The following is an 18,009-nucleotide window of genomic DNA, read 5'->3' as shown; positions in this document are numbered from 1 at the left end:
CCTATTTAGCGTCAATATCTTGATTTGAAAACAATACAAGTTGCTGTAATTGGAATGTAAGCATAACTTTACTGCCAATCGGCAACATTGTGGCACTTTGGACTAGCAATGTTGATGTCGTTTTATCACTATTAGCTAATTTCACATAATAGCGATAATGACTGCCTAGAAAGATACGTTGTTGAATGATCGCTAACGTTGATAACGGCGGTAACGGTTGGTTAACCTTACTTTGGATCTCAATCTCTTCTGGTCTAAATAGCAAACAAGCACAATCTCCTTCTTGCACTGGACGCTGATCGGCATAATAAGTTTTGGTCAATGGCAAATAACCAAACACCGTTTTAATCTGTTGCTGTTGAATTTGACAAGGTAGATAATTCACATTTCCTAAAAATTCAGCAACAAAACGAGAATTTGGTTGCTGATACAAAGACAACGCATCGCCAAATTGCACAATTTTGCCTTTATCCATCAAAGCGAGTTTATCCGCAAACACAAACGCCTCTTCTTTACTATGCGTAACAAAAATCGCCGGCACTTGCTGTTGTTTCAAAATCGCTCGAATTTCTTCAATCAGTTGATAACGTACTTGGCTGTCAATATTGGAAAAAGGTTCATCTAATAGCAGCAATTTCGGTTCGCAAGCCAATGCCCGAGCAATAGCAACACGCTGCTGTTGTCCGCCTGATAATTGATGAGGATAACGCTGCTCCAACCCTTGTAAATGCACTAATTCAGTCATTTTATTTAACACTGTTTGCTGTTGCTGACGACTTTTCCGTTGTAAGCCAAACAAGATATTTTCCGCCACCGTTAAATGTGGGAATAAGGCATAATCTTGGAAAATTAAGCCAATCTGACGCTGTTCTAGTGGTGTTTGACTTAGATCTTCACCCGCAAGGCAAATCCGCCCCTCACTGATAGGTAATAAACCCGCAATCGCTTTTAATAATGTGGTTTTACCGCAACCACTCGCTCCTAATAAACAGACAATTTCGTCTTGTTCTAATGCTAAATGCAGATCTTGTAGAATCGTTTGTCCATCATATCCGCAAGTTAATTGTGTAATCGCTAATCTACTCATAGTTATTTTTTATTCGCTAATAATGAACGTGTTAGTATGATGACAGGAATCAATCCCACCACTATCAGCACAATCGCTGGCAACGCAGCACGTTCCAGTTGTTCATCTGAAGTGTAAGTAAAAACGTGAGTGGCTAAGGTGTCAAAGTTGAATGGACGCAATAATAAAGAAGCATTCAACTCTTTCATACTCTCAATAAACACCAATAACAGTGCAGTTAAAATACCTTTTCGTAATAATGGCAAATGGATTTTCCGCCAAATAGAGAAATTAGAATGTCCTAATGTTCGTCCTGCCATTTCAAATGAAGGTGGAATTTTATTGAGTGTAGTTTCGATACTGCCTAACGACATTGCCGAAAAGCGAATCACGTACGCTACAATCAATGCAAAAATTGAACCTGAAAATATTAAGCCAAATGAGGAAATATCTAACCAAGTTGTCAGCTGATGTAATTGATGATCAGCAAAAGTTAGTGGAATTAGTAAACCAATCGCTAATACCGTACCCGGAACCGCATAGCCAAGCGATCCTAAACGTAAACCTCGTTTCGCTAGTGGGTATTGGAAAAGGCGGGCAATAAAATGCAGGATTAGCGCTAATATTACACTGACTAATGAGGCTATTGTCGCTACCGTTAGACTGTTTTTCGCATAATCAAAAAAGGCTTTCGTCCACGCTTCGGCAAAATAGTGATAAGCCCAATAACCTAACTGTAACAATGGAATAAGAAAGGCTAACGTGACTAATAACCAACTGTAAATCACTAACCCTTTTTCCCACCATTTTGTCACTGTTTGGTACTGGTGTTGGCTTTCACAACCACGTTGATACAGTTTTTGTTTGCGTCTGGCATAGCGTTCAATACCAATAAAGAAACTGATCAGCGCTAACATCGCAATGGCAATTTGTGCTGCCGCTTGTAAATCGCCAAAACCGAGCCAAGTATCATAAACGGCGGTGGTTAGTGTTGGAATAGCGAAATAAAAGACAGTGCCAAAATCACCTAGCGCTTCCATTGCGACTAATGCACAACCGACTGCAATGGATGGGCGTAATAATGGCAATGTTACTCGCCAAAAAATTTGGCGTGGTGATGCCCCCAATAGTTTTGCACTCTGTATTAAATTTTCTGACTGCTCCATTAATGCCATGCGGCTAAGTAAGAAAATATATGGGTAAAGTGATAACGCTAAAATAAAGCAAGCGCCGCCTAAGCTACGAATTGAAGGAAACCAATAATCATTAATTGATTGCCAGCCAAAGATCATTCGTAGCCATTGCTGTACCACGCCCGGATAATCTAAAAAATCGGTATATAAATAGGCGGAAAGATAAGCCGGAATTGCTAATGGCAAACAAAGCAGCCATTGCAAAATGGCTTGGGTTTTGAATTGATAACGTGATACTAAATAGGCGGCAGGTAAGGCAAAACATAGGCTAATCACTACCGTTCCACTCACTAATAACAGCGAATTGATAACATAATCCGCTAATACGGTATGCCAGAGATGCGTTAAGCTTTGTAATGAGCCTTGTAATGCTTGATAAAAAATCGCCACAATTGGCATCAAAAAGAAACCAATTAAGATCAGCGTTACCACATTAATAATCAGTTTTTGTACTCTCAACACGAATTAACTACAAAATAGAAATAAACAAAAAACAGAATAGGCAACTGTGATTACAGCTACCTATTCTAAAATTCAAGAGAAAATAATGAGATTACTCAAGGTCAAACTTCACTTCGTCGATCAGTTTTAACGCTTTATCGTAATTTTTCGCAATCTCGTTTAACGGTAAGGTATCCGCTTTGAATGTTCCCCAAGAGGCTACCAATTTAGAAACTTCTACACCCGGTTTCACTGGATATTCGTGGTTTAATTCAGCATAAAGATGCTGCGCTTTATCACTACTTAAAAACTCAACTAATTTTAAAGCGTTCTCTTTATTTTTAGAGTATTTTGCTACCGCAACTCCGCTGATATTCACGTGTGTTCCTGTGGTAGTTTGATTCGGGAAGTTGATATAAACAGATTCTGCCCATTCACGTTGTTTTTCATCTTCCAACATTTTGCCAAAATAGTAGCTATTACCTAAAGAGTAATCACAAACGCCTTCTTTAATTGCTTTCACTTGATCACGATCACCACCTTGCGGTTTCTTCGCTAAGTTATTTTTTAAACCAACCAAAAACTCTTTCGCTTTAGCTTCGCCATCGTGTGCAATCATTGAAGCAACCAACGAAACATTATAAGAGTGTTTACCTGAACGCACGCAAACTTTGCCTTTTAATTCTGGTTTTGCTAGATCGTAGTAGGTAAAGTTTTCTGGTAATTTACCTACACGATCTTTCGAGGTATAAATCGCTCTTGCACGAGTCGTTAAGGCAAACCATTCATCATTTTTGTCACGATATTGTGCAGGAATATTTTGTTCTAATACTGCTGAATGAACGTGTTCTGCTAAACCTGCATTCACTAATTCCATTACTCGACTAATATCCACAGTCAATAACACGTCTGCTGGAGTAAGTTCTTTTTCACGTTTTACACGCTCAACTAACCCTTTATCCGCAAAAATAAGGTTTACTTTTACGCCACTTTGCGCTTCAAATTCTTTTAGGATTGGTTCGATAAGATAAGGTTGGCGGTAGGAATAAACATTAACTTCATTGGCAGCAAAAGCAGATGTTGCTAACGTTGCGAACAAGCTCGCAGCTAAAAGAGATTTTTTCATAGTACCTCGCAAATAATATTAAATAAAGGTGATTATCAGTAATCGGTTTTAACATACAATGTAAGGCACCTTGTGTCAATAAGAATTATTCTCAATTAAATAATATAAAAAAAAGCAGCTAATGATAGCTGCTTTAAAAATAACCACTCAAATACTTACGGCAATTTCGCAATAATCGCATATCCCGCTTGCTCACCGCTAATTTGATAGTGAGTATTTGCTTCAATAAAGAGTGATTGCCCTTGCTTGAGTAACAAAGTTTTACCGTCAGCAGTAATGCTCAAACTACCCTGCATTACTAATAAAATTTCCGCACTCTTTGTCACAAGTTCACATTGATAACCTTGCTGATAATTAAGATTAGCTAACGCAAAATCTTGGCTCGGCGTTTGATAGGTTGTATAGCCATTTTTCTGTTCAGCCGGCGCAATAATTTTTGGCGTAATTTCTGTGCAATCAATAATTTTTAACAATTCTGGAATATCAACATATTTTGGCGTTAAACCACCACGAATCACATTGTCAGAACACGCCATTAATTCAATATTCTGTCCGCGTAAATAAGCGTGTGGAATACCTGCATCTTGGAAAATGCCTTCACCTTGTTTTAAATGCACAATATTAAATAGATAAAAACAAAGCAAACCAGCATCCAACTTATCAAGTGGTATTTCCATTGCTTCTAATGCATAAATCACCCAGTAGTCCGGATTATCCAACGTTAATTGATTATTACGATAAGCCATTTGATTATGTTGAATAATCGGCAACAACCATTGTGCTAATTCTGCTTGTGCCGCTTGCATTACCAAAGCATAGAAATCTTTTAATGATTGTTGCTCTAATTGTTCAGCCAACACTACTAATGATGGACGAGCATAAAGCGTTGATAGAATAGATGCTTTTGTTTTAAAGCCATGCAATAACCAGAAATCAGATAATGCAATCATCATTTCCGGCTTATGGTTATCATCTTTATAACTACGTTTCGCATCTTTTAAGTCAATTCCTGCTGCATTTTCACGAGCAAAACCTTGCTCAGCTTCTTTTTTAGTTGGATGTAATTGAATAGATAACGGTTTTACTACATCAAGAATTTTTAATAAATAAGGTAATTTATGACCAAATAATTGTTGTGATTTTTCCCCTAACACTTCAGGATGCTGGGTAATATATTGGGCAAGATCTTCTTCTGTATTTGTTGCTGTTTCGATCATTGATGGTGCACTTGGATGCATTCCTAACCACCATTCCGCATAAATTTGATTATCTGCTGATAATTGAAAAAGTTGTGGAATATACTCTTTTCCACCCCAAATATAATGTTGTGCCTGACCATTAAGGCGATAAAACATAACTTATTTTCCTCCAATAGATTGCGTAATTCGGCCTGTTTTAACGAAAAAATCTAATACTTTTGCGACATCATCAACATCTCTAATATAAACAGGCATCGCTTTGCCATTTTTTAATACTAATTGTAAAAAGCCGTTTTCACTAATATTGATCGTATCTAAACGCTGATACGGAATATAAAAATTATTGAGGTAGAATCCCGATTCTTTTAGTAGAAAGACGGGATAACGAATAAAAAAGTGATAAAGCAATAAAATTGATAACATCACTAATAGATAAATGGTTCTTTTTTCTAATCCTTGTGGTAGGGCTTGATAAACAGCTAACCATATCAAGACTAACATCACAATGCCTTCTAACTGTAATTTACGCAATAGAGGCACGCGAATAACCGTTTTGCCATAACGTTTATCAATAAGAAACTGATCGTAAATAGCAAATAGTAGATAAAAAACAATTAAGACAAATAGAGTAATATTAATGATCATCTCAATTTTAAAATAGCGATATTATTAAAATAGAAAGTGGGCTAAGCCCACTAAACACAGATAAAAAATGAAATGGTGGGTATCAACCCACCATATACATTATCCTAAAATACCTGTTGCCGCACCGATAATACCGATTACAAAAATTCCGATAATAATCCAAAGTGCATTAACACGATTGCGAAGCAACCACATACAAGCAAAGGTAAAGAGCAATGGTAATAATCCCGGCATTAAGCTGTCAAGAATTTGCTGAACTGTAGTAGTTTCAACAGTACCATCTTGTTTTTCAATCACAGAAACAACTACTGGGACATTAATACTGGTCCATTTTTGCACCAATGCCCCCATAATAAATAGACCGAGAATTGACGCACCTTCAGTAAGTTTCTGTAACAAACCACCACTCATATCTTTTACTACATCAAGACCTTTCTTATAACCATAAGTTACGCCATAGTAACGAGTTGCTAAACGCACAAGGTTAAATAAGAAGAAAAAGAGTAACGGCCCTAAAATACTACCGCTTAGCGCCAAACCTGCCCCTAATGCGGCAAATACTGGACGAGCTGTTCCCCAATAAATCGGATCACCAACCCCAGCTAACGGCCCCATTAAACCAACTTTAATCCCATTGATCGCTGCATCATCAATTGGTTTACCATTGGCACGTTCTTCTTCCATGGCAATGGTTACCCCTAATACTGGCGCAGCCACAAATGGTTGTGTATTAAAAAATTCTAAATGGCGTTTAATCGCATCTTTACGTTCTTGAGAATTAGCATCTGGATATAAACGTTTGATCACTGGTGCCATTGCAAAAGCAAAGCCTAATGCTTGCATACGTTCAAAGTTCCATGAACCTTGGAAAAGGTTAGAACGAAGTACGACTTTATTTAAATCGCTTTGAGTTACTTTTTTCATTTCGGTTGTCATTGCTACTTCCCCCATTAATCTAATCTGTTATCAAGATCATTATTGCCACTTGCAACTACTTGCACCACTTGCTTACTTTGGTTGTATTTAGGGTGAAGTTGAATATAAAGAATTGCCATAATTGTACCGAGTACACCTAACGCAACTAAGTTGAAGTTAGTAAATGCAGCTACCACGAAACCTGCATAGAAAAATGGCATTAAGTGACCAGCACGCATCATATTGATTACCATTGCATAACCGACCACTGCGATGATACCGCCGGCGATTTTTAAGCCAGTAGTTACTACTGGAGGAATTGCATTTAAAAGTGATTGAACAGTATCAGTTCCTGCAGTTAATGCTACAATTAACGCTGGAATAGCAATACGCATTGCTTGCAAAATTAAAGCACTGCAGTGTACCCAGTCTAAACGGTTTAAATTACCATCTTGTACTGATTTATCAGCAAGATGTTGGAAACCAACGGTAATTGCACGCACTACATAAGTTAAAACTTGACCTGCTGCTGCAAGCGGAATTGCAATCGCAATACCGGTTGAAATTTCTTGTCCACCGACAATAACTAAGATTGTTGAAACCACAGAAGCTAATGCCGCATCTGGCGCTAACGCAGCACCGATATTCATCCAACCTAACGCTAATAATTCTAATGAACCACCAACGATAATACCGGTTTTCATATCACCTAACACTAAGCCAATTAATGTACAAGCGATCAGTGGGCGGTGAGTTTGAAACTCATCCAAAATTGATCCCATCCCTGAAATACAAGCGATGATGAAGATCAAAATAATTTGAATACTAGAAAGTTCCATAGCATTTTCCTTTAGTTAATTGTTAAATAAGGTTGCTCTTTTTCAGCAAATCAATCATATCTTCTTTACGATCATTCGATACTTTACGTACATCAAGTTCCACTTTTAGCTCTGCTAATTTCTTGAATGCTTCAATATCTTTTTGATCTACTGAAACCGCGCTAGTAATTTGTTTTTTACCATCGTGATATGCCATACCGCCGATATTGACAGATTTAATATCTAAACCAGCTTCCACTAAGAATAAGGCATCGGTTGGGTTGGTGAATAACAACATCACACGATCATCGTTGTACTCAGGATTATTGTAAACACGTACCATTTTTTCTACATTGACAACGTGAGCTGTCACTCCCGGAGGAGCTGCTTGTTTTAACATTGTTTTGCGTACGTCATCTTTATCAACTTCATTATTGACTACAATGATACGATTTACTTTGCTTTCTTTAGTCCAACGAGTTGCAACTTGACCATGAATTAAACGGTCATCAATACGGGCTAAACCAATCGCCATATGCTTGCCAGCAGTTGCCGTTGTTGGTTGAGCAACTTTTTCTACTGCTGGTGCTTCAGCGGCTGGAGCAGGTTGTGCAACAGTTTCTTCTTGTGCTTGTGGTTTTTGTTCAAGTTTTAATGCTCGTACACCACCACGTCCTGTTTCTAACGCAATTTCAGCAAGTTCTTCTAATGACGGATCATCATCACGAGCCATAAATGTTTCTACCAACATTGGCACATTAACACCAGTCACGACTTCCATATTGTCTTTACCGTCTGCCACACGATTTGCAGCATTAAATGGGCTTCCACCCCATGTATCCACTAAAAACAAAACCTGATCACAATTAGCTAATTCATTTGCTAATTTTTCTTGATATTTACCAATGATAGTTTCTGCATTCTCACCAGGTACAAAATCAATAAACGCAACATTTTCTTGTTCGCCAATCAACATCTCTGTTGTACGAAGTAATTGTTCTGCTGCGACGCCATGCGTAGCTATAATAATAGCAATACTCATAGGGGCTCCTTATTTATTTTAATTAAATAGATAAATTTTCAAATAGAGTATAAAGCGGGCGCAATTTTAAAGAAATTTTTAGCAAAGAGATATAACACAGATCACAAAATTGGAAAAAACATTGGAAATTTTTGCTTTATTTCATCGATATTAACCATTGATTCAGGCAAATATTATAGAAATGAAAAAGAAGTAGCATAATTGTTAATAACATTAATTTTATTATAAAAAATAAATGTCAAAGTTATTTATTTAAAAAAATAAAAAAATCTCCCATCTAGGAAAGATGAGAGATTTTGGCTACGAAGTAATAATTTAAATTAAAGCGCAATCACTGCACAAATTGTTAATACTGAATAAAGCACTGCTAATCCATAGAAAATTACACCGCCAGCTGGAACATGAACTTTAAAATCATGTAAGCCTAAGTGAATACGATGGATACCACACCAAGTTGGGAAAATTAACAATGCAAGAATTGCTAATTTACCAATCCAAGTATGGGCAAATGCAATAATGTTATCTGGTGATACGATTCCAAACGGTAAAAGGAAACCTAAAATCAGTACTAATACAGGGAAAAATACTGCACTAATAGCACCACCAGCACCGAATAATAACCAGACGACTGGTTCGCTTGAACGTTTTGGAGTTTCTTTGTTCATCTTATTTTTCCTATACTAAAATTAAGGCAATAATACTTACTACCACAGTGATAGCCCAAAATACTTTGGTCACTAGATTCACATTAATACGTTCGTTTTTCACAATGATATTCATCATTTGTGGCGCCATATTAAAGAATGTGAATGTGTTTAATAACACTGCACCGAGAGTGATAATATTTAAAATAATCACCACTGGATTTTGTAAAAATCCAACAAATTGGGTGTTAAAAGTACCATCACCTAAGCAAAGTAAGCCGTAGAATAATTCCAAACAGAACCAAACGGTTGGCACTGATGTACTTTCACGCAATACGTAGAATTTGTAAAAATCTAACTTTTTCCACCAAGTTGGTTTCACTTCACGCACATATTTTTTGCGTTTACTGGTTGCTACTGTTGTCATTTTACTTTCTCCTTACTTTTGCATTTTTAACATTGCAAAAACGTAATCTTTCGCACTTTCAATCTTACCTTGGTTAACTGCTGAAGCTGGGCCAACATGTTTTGGACAAACTTCTGAACAATAACCAACGAAAGTACAACTCCATACCCCGTTTTTACCGTTAAGAATTTTCATACGTTCTGCTTTACCATGGTCACGGTTATCTAAGTTATAACGATGAGCAAGAGTAATTGCTGCAGGACCTACGAATTCAGGATTTAAACCAAATTGTGGACAAGCGGCATAGCATAAACCACAGTTGATACACATTGAGAAAGTACGATATTTCTCTAATTGTGCTGGAGTTTGTTTGGTTCTTGATTTCGCCAACTCTGATGATGGTTGTGGTTCATTTTTCAATTCAGGCGCTTGGTTACCAATAATATATGGTTTGATTGATTCAAGGCTTTCAATGAAGTGACTGAGATCAACCACAAGGTCACGCTCAATTGGGAAATTAGCTAATGGTTCAATACGCATATGACCACTGAAGTCACGTAAGAATGTTTTACAAGCTAATTTTGGTTTACCGTTAACCATCATGCCACATGAACCACAAATCGCCATACGACAAGACCAACGATAAGAAAGTTCTGGCTCAAGTTTATCTTTGATATAACCTAACGCATCAAGTAATGAAGTTTGGCTATCATATGGTACTTGATAAGATTTTAAATGCGGTTCGCTATCTACTTCAGGGTTATAACGTAGAATTTCCACCGTCATTGTTTGTAATGCATTCGCCATTATTTTGCCCCTTCTTTTGCTGCTTTTGCTGCTTCTGCGGCTTCTGCTTCCGCACCGTACACACGTTTAGCTGGTTGTGATTTAGTGATCTTCACATCGCTATATTCGATAGTTGGTAAACCATCTGCTTTATAGAATGCTAAAGTATGTTTCAAGTAATTCACATCATCACGCTCTGTATAGTCCAAACGTTGGTGTGCACCACGAGATTCTTTACGATCGATTGCTGAGCAAGCAATAGATTGTGCCACATCTAAGATGTAACCTAATTCAATGGTATAAAGTACATCTGTATTAAACACGCTTGAACGGTCCGCAACACGAATACGTTTATAACGTTCTTTTAATTCTTGAATCTTATCAACGGTTTTTTGCATACTTTCTTGAGTACGATAAATACCGCAGCCCTCTTCCATTGAGTTACCCATTTCATCACGAATGCTTGACCAAGATTCAGTACCTTCTTGCGCTAATAACGCGTCAAGACGTTTAATTACATCTTTAGCTTGTGCATCAATTACAGTTTGGTTCGCTGGTTGTGCTTCTACTGCACGTTGTGCCGCATATTCACCAGCCACACGACCTAATACTAATAATTCAGCTAATGAGTTAGAACCTAGACGGTTGGCACCATGTAAACCAGAAGATGCACATTCACCAACCGCAAACAAACCTTTAATACGAGTTTCAGATTGTTGGTCAACTTCAATACCACCCATTGTATAGTGAACAACTGGACGTACTGGGATTGGTGACTTCGCTGGATCAACACCTTCATACGCTTGCGCTAATTCACAAATAAATGGCAAACGTTCATGTAAATATTTTTCACCAAGATGTCTTAAATCAAGATGAACTACATCCACACCTTTCGCAGTTTTTAAGGTGTTACCTTTTTGTAATTCTTGCCAGAATGCTTGTGAAACTTTATCACGTGGACCAAGTTCCATATATTTGTTTTGTGGTTTACCAATCGGAGTTTCTGGTCCTAGACCATAATCTTGTAAGTAACGGTAACCATCTTTATTTACTAAGATACCACCTTCACCACGGCAACCTTCAGTCATCAAAATACCAGTATTCGGTAAGCCTGTTGGATGATATTGTACGAATTCCATATCACGAAGTGGAACACCATGACGATATGCCATTGAAAGCCCATCACCAGTCACGATACCACCGTTAGTATTGAAGCGGAACGCACGACAGCCACCACCAGTAGCAATAACTACAGCATTGGCATTGATTTGAACCATTGTGCCTTCCATCATATTCATTGCCACAACACCACGTGCATGACCGTCATCCACAAGGATATCTAACACAAAATGTTCGTCGAAACGTTGAATTTGAGGGAATTGAATTGAAGTTTGGAATAATGTATGAAGTAAGTGGAAACCTGTTTTATCCGCTGCGAACCAAGTTCTTTCAATCTTCATACCACCGAAACGACGTACGTTCACGTCACCATCTGGACGACGGCTCCATGGGCAACCCCAACGTTCTAATTGAGTCATTTCGATTGGAGAGTGTTCAACGAAATATTCCACAACGTCTTGTTCACAAAGCCAGTCACCACCAGCAACAGTATCGTGGAAGTGTTTATCGTATGAGTCTTCTTCTTTAATAACGGCTGCTGCACCACCTTCTGCAGCAACAGTATGACTACGCATAGGATAAACTTTTGAAATTAAAGCAATTTTTAGGCTAGGATTTGCTTCAGCAGCTGCGATTGCTGCACGTAAACCACCACCACCAGCACCAACAATTGCAATATCGACATTAACGGTCTGCACGATATTCCTCCAAGTTAATTAATTTACGAGTAAAAAGTATGATTATTTTGCCATTAATTGTCGCTTGGGTAATTATTTTTTCACAGATTTTTAATAAAAAAAGTCTTTTTCGTGATCTACCTCAAAAAAGTTATCTCTCTTACCAACAAATTAAGGGTAGAAGCTGAATTTGCTTATAGCATAAGATTTATACAAAGATAGAAATAAAAGAAATTTTATGGATTAACTATTATAAAATATATGAAAAAAACATTTTATTAACAAATGAGTAACAATTAAAGTTTTGGCAAACGAGCTATTAACATTTTAATAAAACACATTTTTTCTTATCTTAACAGGGTGGAAAATATACAATCAATTTACACTCAAAATAAATCCCATAAAAATAGGATTATTTCACCATTTTTAAGCTTTATTTGTAATCACTAAAATACCAATAAAAAGGCAGTAAATCTACTGCCTAAAAAGTGATAAAAATATTTACTAATGATTATTACATCCAAGCATTATTGCGGATAATGCCGACAGCAATACCTTCAATTTCAACATTTTCTTGGCTTAAATCGACAATAATTGGTGAAAGTTCGCTATTTTCTGGGTGTAAATAAAGAATATCGCCTTTTCGTTCAAAACGCTTTACCGTAACATTGTCATTGATACGAGCCACTACAACCTGTCCATTACGCACATCTTTTGTACTGTGCACTGCCAACAAATCGCCATCAAGAATACCAATATCTTTCATCGACATTCCTTGCACTTTTAACAAAAAGTCCGCTTTCGGTTTAAACATATTCACGTCCACTTGGTAAGTGGCTTCAATATGTGCCGCTGCTAATATTGGCTCACCAGCAGCAACTTTACCAATTAAAGGCAAGCCTATTTCATCATCATTAGCGACTTCCATATTCTCACCAATAAGGCGAATACCTCGTGAAGTACCAGAAACAATTTCAATTACCCCTTTTTTCGCTAATGCTTTTAAATGTTCTTCTGCTGCATTCGCAGAACGAAACCCTAATTCTTTCGCAATTTCTGCACGAGTTGGCGGCATTCCCGTTTGTTCTAAATGTTGTTTTACAAAATCGAACACTTCTTGTTGTCGTGCCGTTAAAGTTTTGGTTAGTTTTGCCATAATTTATCTCTGTTCTTTTATACAGTATTACCTGTAATTATATACAGCAAATACTGTATTGCAATGCTTATTTCCGAATATTTTGGTTACGTTTTCTTTTCTACCTTGATCTGATAACTCACTTTCATCAAGGAATTTATGCTAAACTTACGCCCGATTTCATATAAAACTGATATTAAAGGAATAAAAAATGGCAACTTTGCTCAATTTTTATCGAAATTTATTGCGATTTCCGCTCTCTTTATTAGTTAAAAGTAATTCAATTCCTAATGATCCAATTCAAGAATTAAAGCTTAATATTGCAGAACCATTAATTTATGTTTTGCCATATACTTCACAAACTGATTTATTAATTTTCCAAAAGAATTGTTTAAATTTAGGGCTACCTGATCCACTGCAACTGAATGAAATTAATGGCAGTAAATTGCCTCGCTATGTATTCTTAGATGAAGGTCGCCGCTTTTTCAAATCGAAAACGGCAAAAAAAGAAACTGAACAGATATTTTCGCAATATTTAGAATTACATCATAATAATCCCGAGTTAAATGTACAGTTAATTCCAGTTTCTGTGCTTTGGGGTAGATCACCGGGCTATGAAGATAAATCAAGCTTACCAAAATTACGTTTGTTAAATGGGATTGAAAAATTTGCCACAATTTTGTGGTTTGGACGAGATAATTTTGTGCGCTTTTCCCAATCAGTATCGCTGCGTTATATGATTGATACTTATGGACAAGATCCAAAATTAGCGCAAAAACTTTCTCGTGTTGCTCGTATCCACTTTTCAAAACAGCGTATCTCAGCGACCGGACCTCGCTTGCTCAATCGTTCAGCCATGTTTGCTAAATTGCTTACCAATGAAAATATTGTGGCTGCAATTCAAAATGAGACAAATAACAAGAAAATTTCAAAAGAAAAAGCAGAACAGGAAGCAAGAAAGATTCTTGAAGAAATTGCTGCAAACTTCAATTACAGTAGCTTGAGAGTGGCTAACCGTTTCTTAGGTTGGTTATGGAATAAACTTTATCAAGGAATTAGCGTTGAACACGCTGATCGTGTACGTAAATTAGCTCTCGATGGACATGAAATTGTCTATGTACCTTGTCATCGTAGCCATATTGACTATCTACTTCTTTCCTACATTCTCTATCATCAAGGCTTAGTGCCTCCTCATATTGCCGCAGGCATTAACTTAAACTTCTGGCCGGTTGGTAGTATGTTCCGTAGTTGGGGAGCCTTCTTTATTCGCAGAACTTTCAAAGGTAACCGCCTCTACTCTACTATTTTCAGAGAATATATCGCGGAATTGTTCCATCGTGGTTATTCTGTTGAATTTTTCATTGAAGGTGGTCGTTCTCGTACTGGGCGTTTACTTGCTCCTAAAACAGGGATGATGTCAATGACTTTGCAAGCATTACAAAGTGGCCAACAGACTCGCCCTATTACAATTGTTCCAGTATATATTGGTTATGAACATGTGCTAGAAGTGGATACGTATGCGAAAGAACTTCGTGGTGCTGCCAAAGAAAAAGAAAATGCTGGCTTGGTATTACGAGTAATCAAAAAATTACGCAACTTAGGGAAAGGTTATGTTAATTTCGCTGAACCTATCACCTTAAACACCTATTTAAATCAGCACTATCCACAATGGCGTAATTACGATGATAAAAATCGTCCTGAATGGTTTAATGACGCAGTTGATCGTGTTTCTAACCAAGTAATGGTAAACATTAATCGTGCTGCTGCGGTTAATGCAATGAATTTAACAGTATCTATTCTACTCTCCTCGCGCCAACGCGCATTATCTAAAGAGTTACTAATCGAGCAATTAGATACTTACTTACAATTATTACGTAACACTTGTTACGACGATGATGTGATTTTACCAAACGACGATGGTGCGGCATTATTACAACACGTATTAGGATTAGATCGTGTTGGTATTATCATTGAAAAAGATAATTTTGGTGAAATTGTCCGCTTAGAACGTGGCTCCGCAGTGTTAATGACTTATTACCGTAACAATATTCAACACTTATTTGTGCTACCATCATTTATCGCTAGCCTCGTGCTACACCACGAAGCAATAGAGCTCAATTTAGTGATTGATGCGGTTAAAAAATTCTATCCATTCTTGGCAAATGAATTATTCCTCAGTATTCCTGAAAAAAAATTACATCAATATCTATTAACAATCGTTGATGAGTTATGTCGCCAACAAATCTTAAAACGTCATGAAAATATTCTAAGTATCAATAAGAAACGTGGTCGTGCGTTACAATTATTGGCTGCTGGCGTTAGAGAAACTCTACAACGTTACTACATCACCTTAAGTTTATTGAAAGCAAACCCTGCGCAAGGTCGTGCAGAACTGGAAAAAGAGAGTCAATCCATTGCTCAGCGTTTATCTGTTTTACATGGTATTAATGCGCCAGAGTTCTTTGATAAAGCGATTTTTGCTGCATTTATTAACTGTTTGAAACAAAACGATTATTTTGATGAAAATGGTGATGCTATTAATGAAAGAATTGATGATCTTCATTCCATCTTACATAAGATCGTATCATTAGAAATTGATATTACTATCCAAGATGCGATTGAAAAATAATAATTAAATATGACAAAAAAAGCGTGTAAATCATTAGGTTACACGCTTTTTTAACTTACACTAATGACAATTTAAATTGTTCACTCTTCAATTCATGTACTACCGATTCAGCTAAATTACTATCAGTCACAATCTCGGTAAATTCGGCTAATTTAGCGACACTAAACAGTGAATATTTGCCATATTTACTGCTATCAGCAACTAATACACGCCGTTTCGCATTTTTCAGCAGACTACTTTTTAAATTAGCCTTATCTTCTGTCGGTGCAGTCACACCTTTTTCCAAACTCCAAGAATTACAGCTTACAAAAGCCACGTCAGGATAAACATTTTGCAACAAATGAATACTATGATTACCGATACAAGATTGGCTGGAATTATCAATATAGCCGCCTGTTAACATCAAATCGATCTGTTTATATTCAGATAAAAACAATGCAATATGCAAATCTGTAGTAATTACTCTTAACGGTAAATGCGCAATTTTTTTTGCGATACATAGCGTTGTTGTTCCCGCATCCAACACTATGGAATCTCCAGCTTTCACAAAAGAAGCAACATAATCGGCGATTCTGGCTTTTTCGACGACAAATTTAAGTTGTTTTTCGTTAGTTGTAGGTTGTGAGGCAATAAAGGTATTTAGACTGACTCCTCCATGAGTACGAATTACTGAACCTTGTTCATTTAATTTAATTAAATCACGACGAATAGTCGCTGGAGAAGCATTGGTGACTTTAACTAATTGCTCCACCGTAGCAATATTATTATTTTTTAAAAAAAGAAGGATTTGTTCTAAACGATCTGGCGACATAATTTGTAGTCCGATAGTAACACACATCACTATACGGTGATGTGTGTTTTAATCTAATAATTTTGACTAATTATTCACTAAATTTTTGTTTTTCTCAAATTCTTCACTTTTCGTAGAATATTATTTCTCCATAATAGTTCTTAATAAATTCTTATTACCAAATCCACCGGACTTAGTCATTACCCATAACCCTTGATATTTAGGATCATCAATTCTACATAGAGGAACACCTGGTACCATAGAAAATAGTAATCTCATCTCAGAAACATCCATCTTCTCTAGCAATGTTGCCGCACCATCACCACCAAATAAAATTAAAGAATCAAAATGCTCATTTTCCAAACAAAATAAAGCTAATTCAGCTAAATCTTTTGCTAATGTCCTTGCTACACTATTAATACTTCCTTCACTAGCATCTACTTTAGTAAGATTCGCTCTAATAATAACATTATCCTTACTAGATCTAATTAAAGCACTTAATTGATGTTTTAACGCATTAGATGAAACTTCATGATTAAGTAGTTGCAATGGCGATGGATTAAATACAATCGAACTACCTCCAGCGTGAGAGATATATTCATCTACTTGTTGTTGGCTCGTTTCATGAATTGAAGTAACTAAAACCAGTGAACGCCCTAATGATATAGAATCTCTACATACTATATCTGATTTATGCGACTGAATATGTAATCTATTTGCTAGACCTGCAGAACCTACAGGAATAATACTATTACCAATTTTAGCAATAACATTGCCAATAATAACAAGATCCTCTTCTGTCCTTGCGTCAATTACAAATTGTTCTGCTGAAGAAGCCATAATTGTATTAACCAATTCATCTTCCGTAGTAATCTGTAATGCTACAGATTCAGGTAATAACTCTTGCATACGTGAAGATAATACTGGACAAATCGCATCTTTCCCTGAAGGAGTATCCTCAACTGGAATACCATTTACATAAAGAATTCCATCTTCAATTGTTCTCCCCATTTCAGGATACGCTGAACAAATAACTGCTTTGGCATTAGGATAAATTGTTTTCCACGCGTTTAATGCACCTGCAATTTGATATTTCACAGAACCCCTCATTGTAGAATCTATCTTTAGGTATAGTTGTTGAACACCGTTTTTTATACCTGCAAGAATAGCATCATACGTTGCATTAATTGCATTCTCTCTAGCTGCCCTACAATCCGTAAATACAGTAAACACGTCAGCTTTATCAAAATTAGTATTAACTAGTGATTGAGCATTAGTTTTCAATATAGTAGGGAATCCTTTACCAGCAAACATAACGCCAGTATCATTTGCCCCTGTAAGATCGTCAGCAACAACTAATAAACTATTTTTAGCCATT

General features: G+C 36.7%; 16 protein-coding genes. 1 reads left to right on the top strand and 15 read right to left on the bottom strand.

Annotated elements, in window-relative coordinates; genetic code table 11:
* Window position 1 precedes the first annotated feature (1 nt).
* The 13 genes from NYR30_RS02085 to lexA form a co-directional block, all read right to left on the bottom strand.
* Window positions 2-1,087 carry an ABC transporter ATP-binding protein gene (locus NYR30_RS02085; protein WP_302501769.1) on the bottom strand — a complete coding sequence of 362 codons (1,086 nt, stop codon included), beginning with the start codon at window positions 1,085-1,087 and terminating at the stop codon, window positions 2-4.
* A 2-nt stretch (window positions 1,088-1,089) separates the two neighbouring features.
* Entirely contained in the window at window positions 1,090-2,721 is a 1,632-nt protein-coding gene (locus NYR30_RS02080; protein WP_302501767.1) for an ABC transporter permease, read from the bottom strand.
* Between the two features lie 91 nt (window positions 2,722-2,812).
* Window positions 2,813-3,826 carry a Fe(3+) ABC transporter substrate-binding protein gene (locus NYR30_RS02075; RefSeq protein WP_302501765.1) on the bottom strand — a complete coding sequence of 338 codons (1,014 nt, stop codon included), beginning with the start codon at window positions 3,824-3,826 and terminating at the stop codon, window positions 2,813-2,815.
* 155 nt (window positions 3,827-3,981) lie between these two features.
* Entirely contained in the window at window positions 3,982-5,181 is a 1,200-nt protein-coding gene (gene manA, locus NYR30_RS02070; RefSeq protein WP_302501764.1) for a mannose-6-phosphate isomerase, class I, read from the bottom strand.
* Window positions 5,182-5,184: 3 nt separating this feature from the next.
* A complete protein-coding gene (locus NYR30_RS02065) occupies window positions 5,185-5,670 on the bottom strand; it encodes a DUF986 family protein (protein WP_066107141.1) in 486 nt (161 codons plus the stop codon).
* Between the two features lie 99 nt (window positions 5,671-5,769).
* Window positions 5,770-6,606 (bottom strand): PTS mannose transporter subunit IID, encoded by an 837-nt coding sequence (locus NYR30_RS02060; protein WP_066107279.1) that lies wholly within the window; start codon window positions 6,604-6,606, stop codon window positions 5,770-5,772.
* A gap of 14 nt (window positions 6,607-6,620) precedes the next feature.
* A complete protein-coding gene (locus tag NYR30_RS02055; RefSeq protein WP_066107140.1) occupies window positions 6,621-7,424 on the bottom strand; it encodes a PTS mannose/fructose/sorbose transporter subunit IIC in 804 nt (267 codons plus the stop codon).
* A 22-nt stretch (window positions 7,425-7,446) separates the two neighbouring features.
* Window positions 7,447-8,445 carry a PTS mannose transporter subunit IIAB gene (gene manX / locus NYR30_RS02050; protein ID WP_066421509.1) on the bottom strand — a complete coding sequence of 333 codons (999 nt, stop codon included), beginning with the start codon at window positions 8,443-8,445 and terminating at the stop codon, window positions 7,447-7,449.
* 320 nt (window positions 8,446-8,765) lie between these two features.
* Window positions 8,766-9,110, bottom strand: a complete 345-nt coding sequence (gene frdD, locus NYR30_RS02045; protein WP_302501761.1) for a fumarate reductase subunit FrdD — start codon at window positions 9,108-9,110, stop codon at window positions 8,766-8,768.
* 10 nt (window positions 9,111-9,120) lie between these two features.
* Entirely contained in the window at window positions 9,121-9,516 is a 396-nt protein-coding gene (gene frdC / locus NYR30_RS02040; protein ID WP_066107132.1) for a fumarate reductase subunit FrdC, read from the bottom strand.
* A gap of 12 nt (window positions 9,517-9,528) precedes the next feature.
* The gene (locus NYR30_RS02035) at window positions 9,529-10,302 is read right to left on the bottom strand and encodes a succinate dehydrogenase/fumarate reductase iron-sulfur subunit (protein ID WP_065234725.1); all 774 of its coding nucleotides are present in this window, start codon (window positions 10,300-10,302) and stop codon (window positions 9,529-9,531) included.
* On the bottom strand, window positions 10,302-12,098 hold the full coding sequence (gene frdA, locus NYR30_RS02030; RefSeq protein ID WP_066112644.1) for a fumarate reductase (quinol) flavoprotein subunit: 1,797 nt from the start codon (window positions 12,096-12,098) through the stop codon (window positions 10,302-10,304). Before frdA ends, NYR30_RS02035 begins: the two co-directional genes overlap by 1 nt.
* Window positions 12,099-12,591: 493 nt before the next feature.
* The gene (gene lexA / locus NYR30_RS02025; protein WP_066112642.1) at window positions 12,592-13,233 is read right to left on the bottom strand and encodes a transcriptional repressor LexA; all 642 of its coding nucleotides are present in this window, start codon (window positions 13,231-13,233) and stop codon (window positions 12,592-12,594) included.
* Window positions 13,234-13,423: 190 nt separating this feature from the next.
* Between lexA and plsB the strand changes: the two genes are divergently transcribed.
* On the top strand, window positions 13,424-15,841 hold the full coding sequence (gene plsB, locus NYR30_RS02020) for a glycerol-3-phosphate 1-O-acyltransferase PlsB (RefSeq protein WP_302501757.1): 2,418 nt from the start codon (window positions 13,424-13,426) through the stop codon (window positions 15,839-15,841).
* A 55-nt stretch (window positions 15,842-15,896) separates the two neighbouring features.
* Here the strand turns inward: plsB and NYR30_RS02015 are convergent, their stop codons facing one another.
* Window positions 15,897-16,652, bottom strand: a complete 756-nt coding sequence (locus NYR30_RS02015; protein WP_066421516.1) for a DeoR/GlpR family DNA-binding transcription regulator — start codon at window positions 16,650-16,652, stop codon at window positions 15,897-15,899.
* Between the two features lie 120 nt (window positions 16,653-16,772).
* On the bottom strand, window positions 16,773-18,008 hold the full coding sequence (locus tag NYR30_RS02010) for a four-carbon acid sugar kinase family protein (protein ID WP_302501755.1): 1,236 nt from the start codon (window positions 18,006-18,008) through the stop codon (window positions 16,773-16,775).
* Window position 18,009: the final 1 nt, after the last annotated feature.

The sequence above is a fragment of the Gallibacterium salpingitidis genome, assembly GCF_030517105.1.
Taxonomy (GTDB): domain Bacteria; phylum Pseudomonadota; class Gammaproteobacteria; order Enterobacterales; family Pasteurellaceae; genus Gallibacterium; species Gallibacterium salpingitidis.
Note: the sequence above shows the minus strand (reverse complement) of the source record. Positions and strands in the feature narration are given on the sequence as shown.

Coding starts and splice junctions, on each gene's coding strand:
- lexA (WP_066112642.1), bottom strand. CDS start 13,233: ATGGCAAAACTAACCAAAACTTTAACGGCACGACAACAAGAAGTGTTC.
- NYR30_RS02060 (WP_066107279.1), bottom strand. CDS start 6,606: ATGACAACCGAAATGAAAAAAGTAACTCAAAGCGATTTAAATAAAGTC.
- plsB (WP_302501757.1), top strand. CDS start 13,424: ATGGCAACTTTGCTCAATTTTTATCGAAATTTATTGCGATTTCCGCTC.
- frdD (WP_302501761.1), bottom strand. CDS start 9,110: ATGAACAAAGAAACTCCAAAACGTTCAAGCGAACCAGTCGTCTGGTTA.
- NYR30_RS02010 (WP_302501755.1), bottom strand. CDS start 18,008: ATGGCTAAAAATAGTTTATTAGTTGTTGCTGACGATCTTACAGGGGCA.
- NYR30_RS02075 (WP_302501765.1), bottom strand. CDS start 3,826: ATGAAAAAATCTCTTTTAGCTGCGAGCTTGTTCGCAACGTTAGCAACA.
- frdC (WP_066107132.1), bottom strand. CDS start 9,516: ATGACAACAGTAGCAACCAGTAAACGCAAAAAATATGTGCGTGAAGTG.
- NYR30_RS02035 (WP_065234725.1), bottom strand. CDS start 10,302: ATGGCGAATGCATTACAAACAATGACGGTGGAAATTCTACGTTATAAC.
- manA (WP_302501764.1), bottom strand. CDS start 5,181: ATGTTTTATCGCCTTAATGGTCAGGCACAACATTATATTTGGGGTGGA.
- NYR30_RS02065 (WP_066107141.1), bottom strand. CDS start 5,670: ATGATCATTAATATTACTCTATTTGTCTTAATTGTTTTTTATCTACTA.
- NYR30_RS02055 (WP_066107140.1), bottom strand. CDS start 7,424: ATGGAACTTTCTAGTATTCAAATTATTTTGATCTTCATCATCGCTTGT.
- manX (WP_066421509.1), bottom strand. CDS start 8,445: ATGAGTATTGCTATTATTATAGCTACGCATGGCGTCGCAGCAGAACAA.
- NYR30_RS02015 (WP_066421516.1), bottom strand. CDS start 16,652: ATGTCGCCAGATCGTTTAGAACAAATCCTTCTTTTTTTAAAAAATAAT.
- NYR30_RS02085 (WP_302501769.1), bottom strand. CDS start 1,087: ATGAGTAGATTAGCGATTACACAATTAACTTGCGGATATGATGGACAA.